Origin of the sequence: Nitrobacter sp. 62-13 (assembly GCF_001896955.1) — a bacterium.
In the GTDB taxonomy this organism is placed as follows: Bacteria; Pseudomonadota; Alphaproteobacteria; order Rhizobiales; family Xanthobacteraceae; genus Nitrobacter.
In genome coordinates this window covers 1-8625 of record NZ_MKRN01000122.1, presented here as the reverse complement: position 1 = coordinate 8625, position 8625 = coordinate 1, and the positions used below count along the sequence as shown (strand labels likewise).

9 protein-coding genes are annotated in these 8625 nt (G+C 63.5%); 4 read left to right on the top strand and 5 right to left on the bottom strand.

Features of this window, described 5'->3' with window-relative positions; genetic code table 11:
* Positions 1 to 195: 195 nt before the first annotated feature.
* Positions 196 to 900, top strand: coding sequence for a glutathione S-transferase N-terminal domain-containing protein (locus BGN91_RS09830; RefSeq protein ID WP_292612665.1), 705 nt, complete (start codon positions 196 to 198; stop codon positions 898 to 900).
* A 221-nt stretch (positions 901 to 1121) separates the two neighbouring features.
* Here BGN91_RS09830 and BGN91_RS09825 read toward each other — a convergent pair whose 3' ends face one another.
* Positions 1122 to 2825 (bottom strand): diguanylate cyclase, encoded by a 1704-nt coding sequence (locus BGN91_RS09825; protein WP_292612643.1) that lies wholly within the window; start codon positions 2823 to 2825, stop codon positions 1122 to 1124.
* A 127-nt stretch (positions 2826 to 2952) separates the two neighbouring features.
* Here BGN91_RS09825 and BGN91_RS09820 point away from each other — a divergent pair, with 127 nt between their 5' ends.
* Positions 2953 to 3624 (top strand): YggS family pyridoxal phosphate-dependent enzyme, encoded by a 672-nt coding sequence (locus BGN91_RS09820; RefSeq protein ID WP_292612641.1) that lies wholly within the window; start codon positions 2953 to 2955, stop codon positions 3622 to 3624.
* Positions 3625 to 3645: 21 nt separating this feature from the next.
* Here the strand turns inward: BGN91_RS09820 and BGN91_RS09815 are convergent, their stop codons facing one another.
* A complete protein-coding gene (locus BGN91_RS09815) occupies positions 3646 to 4215 on the bottom strand; it encodes a L,D-transpeptidase family protein (protein ID WP_292612639.1) in 570 nt (189 codons plus the stop codon).
* Positions 4216 to 4449: 234 nt separating this feature from the next.
* On the opposite strand from BGN91_RS09815, the gene BGN91_RS09810 reads away from it, so the two are divergent.
* Complete coding sequence (locus tag BGN91_RS09810) at positions 4450 to 5136, top strand: response regulator transcription factor (protein ID WP_292612638.1); 687 nt, start codon at positions 4450 to 4452, stop codon at positions 5134 to 5136.
* A gap of 242 nt (positions 5137 to 5378) precedes the next feature.
* Entirely contained in the window at positions 5379 to 5828 is a 450-nt protein-coding gene (locus BGN91_RS09805; protein WP_292612637.1) for a cyclic nucleotide-binding domain-containing protein, read from the top strand.
* Between the two features lie 156 nt (positions 5829 to 5984).
* On the opposite strand, the gene BGN91_RS09800 is transcribed toward BGN91_RS09805, so the two are convergent.
* From BGN91_RS09800 to BGN91_RS09790, 3 genes are all read right to left on the bottom strand, one after another.
* Complete coding sequence (locus BGN91_RS09800) at positions 5985 to 6800, bottom strand: exodeoxyribonuclease III (RefSeq protein WP_292612635.1); 816 nt, start codon at positions 6798 to 6800, stop codon at positions 5985 to 5987.
* Positions 6801 to 7033: 233 nt separating this feature from the next.
* Complete coding sequence (locus BGN91_RS09795; protein ID WP_292612633.1) at positions 7034 to 7858, bottom strand: outer membrane lipoprotein carrier protein LolA; 825 nt, start codon at positions 7856 to 7858, stop codon at positions 7034 to 7036.
* Between the two features lie 355 nt (positions 7859 to 8213).
* Positions 8214 to 8625 (bottom strand): DNA translocase FtsK (locus BGN91_RS09790; protein ID WP_292612631.1); only part of this gene is annotated, 412 nt, incomplete at its 5' end.

The window sequence follows — 8625 nt, the reverse complement described above, 5'->3', positions numbered from 1 at the left end:
GCCAGCGCGGTTCGGCGTCACGGGCGTTGTAACGTTCTGAGGTCATGGAATCGCAGCGTTTTTTACAGGATGGCGGGACTAGGCCATGAAAGCGGACCGGGGGTCAACGGGTCGGACGATCCGGACGTCGCGGTTTGCAAGCGGTGTGGTTTTGCGGTGTAAGCGGGACGCCCACCGCGCCTCGGGAGTGATTCAATGGCCAACCTCTCCGTTTATCCCGTCACCCGCCGCTGGCCGGCCAAAGATCCCCGCCGGCTGCAGCTCTATTCGGTGCCGACGCCCAACGGAGTGAAGGTGTCGATCATGCTCGAGGAAACCGGACTGCCTTACGAGCCGCATCTGGTCGATTTCGGCAAGGGCGAGCAGAAGAGCGCGGAATTCCTGTGGCTCAATCCCAACGGCAAGATTCCCGCGATCCTCGATCCCGACGGTCCGGGCGGCAAGCCGCTCGCTCTGTTCGAGTCGGGTGCGATCCTGCAATATCTCGCCGAGAAGACCGGCCAGTTCCTGACCGCCGACCCGGCACGGCGCTGGCACGCGATCCAGTGGCTGCATTTCCAGATGGGTGGCGTCGGGCCAATGTTCGGGCAGGTCGGTTTTTTTCATAAGTTCGCCGGCAAGGATTTCGAGGACAAGCGGCCGCGCGACCGCTATGTGGCGGAATCGAAACGGCTGCTCGCCGTGATGGATGCGCACCTGTCGACCCATCGCTGGTTTGCCGGCGATGAATACACCATCGCGGATATTTCGATGCTTGGCTGGGTCCGCAACCTGATCGGATTCTATGGGGCGCGCGAGCTGGTCGAGTTTGACCGCTTCCGCCATGTCGCGGCGTGGCTGGAGCGAGGCCTGGCGCGTCCGGCGGTGCAGCGCGGCCTTGCGATTCCGGCGCGGGCGTAGGCGGTGCGGCTGGAGCAGGATGAGAAAAAGTGTCGCGGTTTTCCGCTCGCACTTTTTCCAAAATATCGGAATCGATAACGTTCAGGATTCGGGATCGATTCGATCCGAGATCATCGTGATCCAGAGTCTGGTTCACCTGCGTTGGACCAGACTCGTCGCTTATCTTTTTGTTTGAGCATGATCTTTTTCCGAAAGCCGGTTTCCACTTTCGGGATCATGCTCTAGCCCGCCCGCGTCATCGCGGCCGCGTCGGCTTCAGCGTCGGAAACGCCGACGAAACCATGCTCGACCACGGTGTTGCGACCGCGATGCTTGGCGACGTAGAGCGCGGCGTCGCTGGCCTCGACCAGTTCCATCGGCTGCTGGGTCTCGTTCGGCGAGGTGCAAGCGATGCCCACGCTGACGGTCACGGTCTGATGGCTCGAGGTCGCATGGGGCAGGGCGAGCGCCTGGACGGCGGCGCGTACCGTCTCGCCGATTGTCATCGCGACGCCGGCGTCGGTGTTCGGCAGCAACAGGCTGAATTCCTCGCCGCCGTAGCGCGCCGCGAAACCCCTGGTCCGATTTGCGATCCCGCCCAGCACCTCGCCGAGACGGTGGAGGCAGGTATCGCCCTCGAGATGGCCGTAAGTGTCGTTGAACAGCTTGAAATGATCGACGTCGATCATCAGCAGCGACAGCCGTTCACCGGTCTGCTGCGCCCTGCACCATTCGAAATCGAGCCGGCTCTGGAAGCCGCGCCGGTTGGCGAGGCCGGACAGCATGTCGATCGAGGCCATCACGGTCAGTCGGTCGTTGGCGGCGAGCAGCTCGCTTTCGCGTCTGCCGAGTCGCGCCGCCATGGCGTTGAACGCCCGCGCCAGCGGAACAAATTCTGCGGGCAACTGGGAGCGGGCCACGCGCGCGGCGCGGTCGCCGCGCCCGAATTGCCTGGCCGCGGCTGTCATCAGGGCTATCGGCTGGACGATCAGCCGTTCCGCGGCGATCAGCGCGCCGAGCAGGACGAGAAGGCCGACAAAACCGAGCTGGACATAGGCCTTGCGAATCTCGCGATTGATTGTCGCGGATGCCGCGGCTTCGTCGATGCTGACGATCAGGCTGGAATGCGTTCCGGGAACGCGGCTGAAGGAAACCAAGCGTTCCTTGCCGTTCGCGGCGGTGAAATGCAACCTGCCGGTGGCGCTGTTCGAGGGATCGCCCGATGTCTCGATTGCCGACAGCATCCGGAGGTCGTCGACCGGATGGCCGATCATGCTGGCCTGATCGGACGGAGCCGCCAGAACCGTTCCGGCGCTGTCGACGAGAACCGCCGATACGCCCGGCCTGCCGCCGAGGTTGTCCATGATCTTCGACATCCAGTCGAGATTGATGCCGGCGATGATGACGCCGCCGTTGCCTTTGTCCGCCAGTGACATCGGATAGGCCGCCACCGCGGTCGGCAACTTCGAGACCCGGCTGACGATGTAGTCGCTGATCACCAGCTTGCGTTCGGCCTTGGCGCGCTTGAAATAATCCCGATCGTCGAGATTGATGTCGCCGACGTCGGCGCTGGCGCAGGCGACCCGCCCGTCGGTGTCGAGAACGAGAACGTCTCTGATCCATGGCAGGTTCGTCGGCACGCTGGCGCGCATCAGCCCGCAGGCATCGCCAAGCCGCGCGCCCGACAGATAGATCTGCGAGCCCGATTTCAGGATGGCCTCGACCGATAATATGACCTCACGTTGCGCCTTGACCGTGCGCTGGGCCAGCTTGTCGAACTCGTGGTTGATTTCGGCGATCGTCTTGGCGCGCATGTCTTCGAGCGAGCGGACGCGCTCGACCATCAAGGGCACCACCAGGATCAGCGCCAGCAGCACGAGCCGGGCGCGAATACCCAGAAGACCCACGAGTTTGGCGCGTTTGCGATTGAAGCTGATCCGTGACATCACAGTTCACTGACCCCGGCGTGAACGTAGAACCAACGGTTCAAGAAGACTGTGGGAAAATCGATAAACTTGGAACGATCAGCGAAAATTGCCGATCCGATCGAATCGGACGACCACCGGACGCGCCATGCCCGCCACGGCTGTTGAACCTGACGGTCTTGCTGCCGTGGAAGCCGCCATCCTCCGCGCCTGCCGGGATGCGCGGCGCGAACGCTCCTCGGTGACGCTGGTGGCGGTGTCGAAGACTTTCGACGCGGATGCGATCGCGCCGCTGATCGCCGCGGGCCAGCGGGTTTTCGGGGAGAATCGCGTGCAGGAGGCCCAGCGGAAGTGGCCCGCCTTGATGGCCGCGCATCCCGGCATCGCGCTGCATCTGATCGGTCCGCTGCAATCCAACAAGGCGAAGGAGGCCGTCGCCTTGTTCGACGCCATCCATTCGGTCGACCGTCCGAGCATTTGCGAAGCATTGCGAAAGGAAATCGAGAGGCAGGACCGGCAGCCCGATCTTTTCGTTCAGATCAATACCGGCGAGGAACCGCAGAAGGCCGGCGTCGCGCCGTCGGAAGCCGACGATTTCATCGCGCGCTGCCGCGACACCTATGGTCTGACGATCGCAGGTTTGATGTGCATCCCGCCGATGGACGATGCGCCGGCGCCGCATTTCGCGCTCACCGCCAAGATCGCCAGACGCAACGGGCTGACGCAATTGTCGATGGGGATGAGCGCCGACTTCAGTATCGCGATCGCTCTCGGCGCGACCCATGTGCGGGTCGGCTCGGCGATTTTCGGAACGCGGTGATTCTTCCGCCGCTCTCCAATATCACCCGATCACGATTTTCGTGTGCGGTCCGATCCGCTGCAACAGCCGCAGCATCGCGGGCTGCGTCATCGCCACGCATCCGGCGGTCGGGCCGAAGTTGGCGCGGGCCAGATGCAGGAACACGGCGCTGCCGCGCCCCGCGATCCGGGGGCGTGTGTTGTGGTCGATCTCGATAATGAAGTCGTAGAGATGATCCTCGCGCCTCAGCCGGTCGCCGCTCGCGCCGGTCGTCAGCGTGATCGGCCGGTTGTAGCGCCGGTCGGCCGGATCCTCGCACCAGGCATCGGTCGGCTTGATCGCGCGAACCGGCAGAAACGTTCGCGGCCGCGGATGCCGATCGGATCGCCACCACAAACGCACCGGGCGGAAAATTCCTTTCGGGGTGCCGCCGTCGCCCTCGCGTTTGTCGGCGCGGAGGCCGCCACGGCCGATCGCCACAGGCGTAGGCCGGCCCGCGCCGATCAACCAGCCCCGCTGCGGCCGTCCGGCGGCGGGGTGGACGCGAATCGCGGCGAACGGCCGATCACGGGAATGTGTGGGGCAAGGCGTTGATAACCCTGAGTTTTGCATGGAATGAGGAGATCTCGCCCGCGCTGCGGTCCGAATATGGGAACCGGCAGATTTTACAGGAACATTGACCCAAATTCCCGTCGGTTTTGGAGTAGACTCCGTCGGGACAATGAGTGGCTGCAGCTTTCACACGTCCGAACGCACGACTTACACGACCCAATCAGGCGGCACACCTGGTCAAGGTGGTTTGTTGTTGCCGCCGCCTTTGTTCCCGCCGCCAGGAGGATCGCATCGATGGCCAATGCTCGCAAAATCCTGATCGTGGACGACGACACCGATCTGCGCGACACGCTGGTCGAGCAACTGTCCCTGCATGAGGAATTCGAGGCCTCCGCCGTCGATACCGGTGCGAAGGGCGCCAGCGCGGCCAAGGCCCACTCGCCCGATCTCGTGCTGATGGACGTCGGCCTGCCCGATACCGACGGGCGCGAGGTGGTGCGCAGCTTGCGCAAAGGCGGCTTCAAGGCGCCGATCATCATGCTCACCGGACACGACACCGATTCCGACACGATTCTGGGCCTTGAATCGGGCGCCAACGACTATATCGCCAAACCGTTCCGCTTCGCTGTGCTGCTGGCGCGGATCCGCGCGCAACTGCGGCAGCATGAGGCCAGCGAGGACGCGGTGTTTTCGGTCGGACCCTACAGCTTCCGGCCCGGCTCCAAGATGCTCACGACCGCCGCCGCCAAGAAGGTGCGGCTGACCGAAAAGGAAACCGCGATCCTGCGTTTCCTGTACCGCGCCGGGCAGATGCCGGTGTCGCGCGAGACGCTGCTGCAGGAGGTCTGGGGCTACAATTCCGGCGTCACCACCCACACGCTGGAAACCCACATTTACCGTCTGCGCCAGAAGATCGAGAAGGACGCCGCCAACCCGGAGATTCTGGTCACGGAAGCCGGTGGCTACAAGCTGGTGCCGTGACACAGGTCCGGTTCAAGCGGGCTGAATCAAACTTTGGCCCTATCTTTTTGAAAGAGCATGATCTTATCCGAAATCCGGGTTCCACTTTTCGGGATCATGCTCTAGGGTCTTGAACTGGCGCGTTTTCTTCACGCGAACCGGATTCCACTTCGCTCGAAAACGCTATAGGCTGGCAATTCGTATCAGCTCTCGTCAAAACAGTTTTTGGGCGGTCCCGGGCCTGGATCGCCGACTGGTCCTCCATGTCGATCGACGATGACGTTGTCCTGCTCGAGCGCGTCCCGACCCTGCGCCTGCTGGGAGCCGAGGCGCTGCGCGTGCTCGCCATCGGCGCCGAGCAGCAGCAGTTCGCGCGGGGCTCGATCCTGTTTCGCGCCGGCGACGAGGCGGACGCAGGATACGTCGTTCAGGAAGGCGGCTTTCGCATCCATGTCGCGGACGGCGGCGATCAGGAAGTCATCGCCGAGCGCGGCGCGCTGATCGGGGAACTGGCCCTGATCGTTCCGATGTCGCGGCCGGCGACGGCGGTCGCGCTGGAATATTCGATGGCGATCCGCATTCCGCGCACGTTGTTTCTGCGCGTGCTCGACAGCGATCCCGCAGCCGCCCGCCGCCTTCGCGACGAACTCGCCAACCGCACGCGGCAGACCACCAGCGACATCCTGATGGCATCGGCGAAGCTGAGTACTTAGTATCGACGCGTCGTGCTCACACCTCTCCCGTGGGGAGAGGTCGGATTGCCTCGGCGATCCGGGTGAGGGCGTAAGACCTATCGATAATCCGTAACCCCTCACCCCAACCCTCTCCCAATGGGAGAAGGAGCGCGGCTGTCATCGTGGCATCCGCACTCACACCTCGATCACCGCCGTCACCGGCACATGATCGGACGGACGGTTCCAGCCGCGCGCGTCGCGGGTGATGCGGAAGTCGCGGACGCCGTCCCGCAGCGCCTGCGAGACCCAGATGTGATCGAGCCTGCGGCCACGGTCGGCGGCAACCCAGTCGGCGGCGCGGTAGCTCCACCACGTATAGACCTTCTCCGACATCGGAATCCGCGCGCGAGCGACGTCGACCCAGTTGCCGTGGCTTTGCACGCCGAGCAGCTTCTCGCATTCGACCGGCGTATGCGAAACGATCTTCAGGAGCTGCTTGTGCGACCAGACGTCGTTCTCGTGCGGCGCGACGTTGAGGTCGCCGACAAGCACATGCCGGTCGTCGCCCTGCGGATGCAGCGGCGCGCAGGCTTTCATCTCGTCGAGGAATTGCAGCTTGTGGGCGAACTTCGGATTGAGCGCGGGATCGGGAATGTCGCCGCCCGCCGGCACGTAGAAATTGTGCAGCACCAGCGGCGCGGCGAGACGCGCCTCGCGACCGAAGGTCACGGTGACATGACGCGAGTCGATCTTGTCGCAGAAGGTGCGGATATTGCTGGCGTCGAACGGTACTTTCGAGACCACGGCGACGCCGTGATAGCCCTTCTGCCCGTTGAGCGCGATGTGCTCGTAGCCGAGCCGGCGGAAGCGTTTCAGCGGAAAGGCGTCGTCGGGGCACTTGGTTTCCTGCAGGCACAGCACGTCCGGCCGCTGCGCTTTCAGAAACTTCGCAACCAGATCGATGCGCAGCCGGACCGAATTGATATTCCAGGTGGTGAGGGAGAGATGCATGATTTCTGGTGAAGTCGTCGATAAGCCCGGTGTCGTCATACGCGGGCTTGACCCGCGTATCCATCTTTATTCAAAGATTGATGGATTTGCCGGGCCATAGGCGAGCGAAGCGACGCCGCTCTTCGAACGGCCATGCCCGGCAATGACGGCTAATCGAGATCGCTGCGAAGCGGGGAGCGAATGTCAAATTCGCTTTACCAGCCCGGTGATGGGTCTGCGCGCGGGGCGGCGCCTCAATTGTTCGGCGTCGGATATCGGGTGTAGTCGATCTTGAACAGAGCGGGGTCGAGTTTCGCCGTGGAGTTCAGATTATAGATCGCCACCGTGGTGTCGTAGCCCTGCGGATCGGTCACGGTCCACTGCTTGAGCTTGCCGTCCTTGACGCCGACCATCAGCATCAGGCGGGAGGTGCCGATCAGCGTCTGCTTCTCCTCGATGGTGATGCTGATGTAGAGATCGTCCGAAGTCACACCGACGACGTTGGTGTCCTTCATCAGGTCGATGCGGTCGGACAGCAGATAGCGCAGCGGCGTCTGCGACAGCGGATAGATGTCCTGGGTCGCGAGCTTGGTGTCGCGAACCACGAGCGACGAGCCGTCGGAAATCATCGCGATCGGCGACGGAGGGTCGTATTCGAACCGCACCTTGCCCGGTTTCTGGATGTAGAATTCGCCGGTCGAGCGGCTGCCGTCGGGACCGACCTGCACGAAGTTTCCGGCCAATGTCCGCAGCGACGACAGATAGGCGCTGACGCGTGCGGCGGCCGCCTTTTGCTCCGGAGTGAAGGTTGCGAAAAAGTTTGCCGGCACGTTGCGCCGCCGATCCGGAATGATCGGCTCGGGTGGTTGCATGGTGCCGGTGACCTCCGGTTCGACGGTCTCATGAAGTTTCGCCGCGGGCGCGCCGCCGCGATCCTTCGGCGCCGGTTGCGGGATCGGAACGGCCTCTGCGACGGCGGGCGGAATGAAAAGACCGGTGGTCAAAACCGCGACGAGCCAGACCGCGCCGGCGCACGCGCGACCGCGGATCGGGCGACGGGCCGCGGATGAATGTGTCACGTGTCTGCTCAATGTCTCGTCCTGTCCGCCCGAGGTGTGCTTTCTAGCGCATGATCCGCCGGAGTGTGAGCGGTTTGGCGAAAAGATCATGCGCATTCTCAACATTTTAGAGCGCGATCGCACGCAAAACCGAAAATCCGTTTTGCTGATCGTGCTCTAAGCGCTTTGCGACGCCGCGGGGATCCCCTTTTTTGGAGCGGGCTGCGGAGGTCGCCGCCCGGTGCGTTGGTCCAGAAGTTCGTCTGTTCGCATCGAAAGTTGCTGCAGGGACAGGCGGGCCGCGGAATCGGCCACTAACGCGGCGCTGTGGCGATTTCGCGACTCCGGGATGGTATCGTCATCGTTCGGTCATGCGTCAGAAGTGGCTTTCTTCTTCCTCGATCAGGATTTCGCGCTTTCCGGCGTGATTGGCCTGCCCGACGATGCCTTCGAGCTCCATGCGCTCCATCAGCGAGGCCGCGCGGTTGTATCCGATCTGGAGGCGGCGCTGGATGTAGCTGGTGGAGGCCTTGCGGTCGCGCTTCACGATCGCCACCGCCTGCGCGAACAGATCGCCGCCGCCATCGCCGCCCATGCCGGTCGAATCGAACACCGCGCCCTCCTCGTCGGTCGGCTCTTCCGCCGTGACCGCCTCGAGATATTCCGGCGCGCCTTGCGTCTTGAGGTGACGAACCACCTTTTCGACTTCCTCGTCCGAGACGAACGGTCCGTGGACGCGCGAGATGCGGCCGCCGCCGGCCATGTAGAGCATGTCGCCCTGGCCGAGC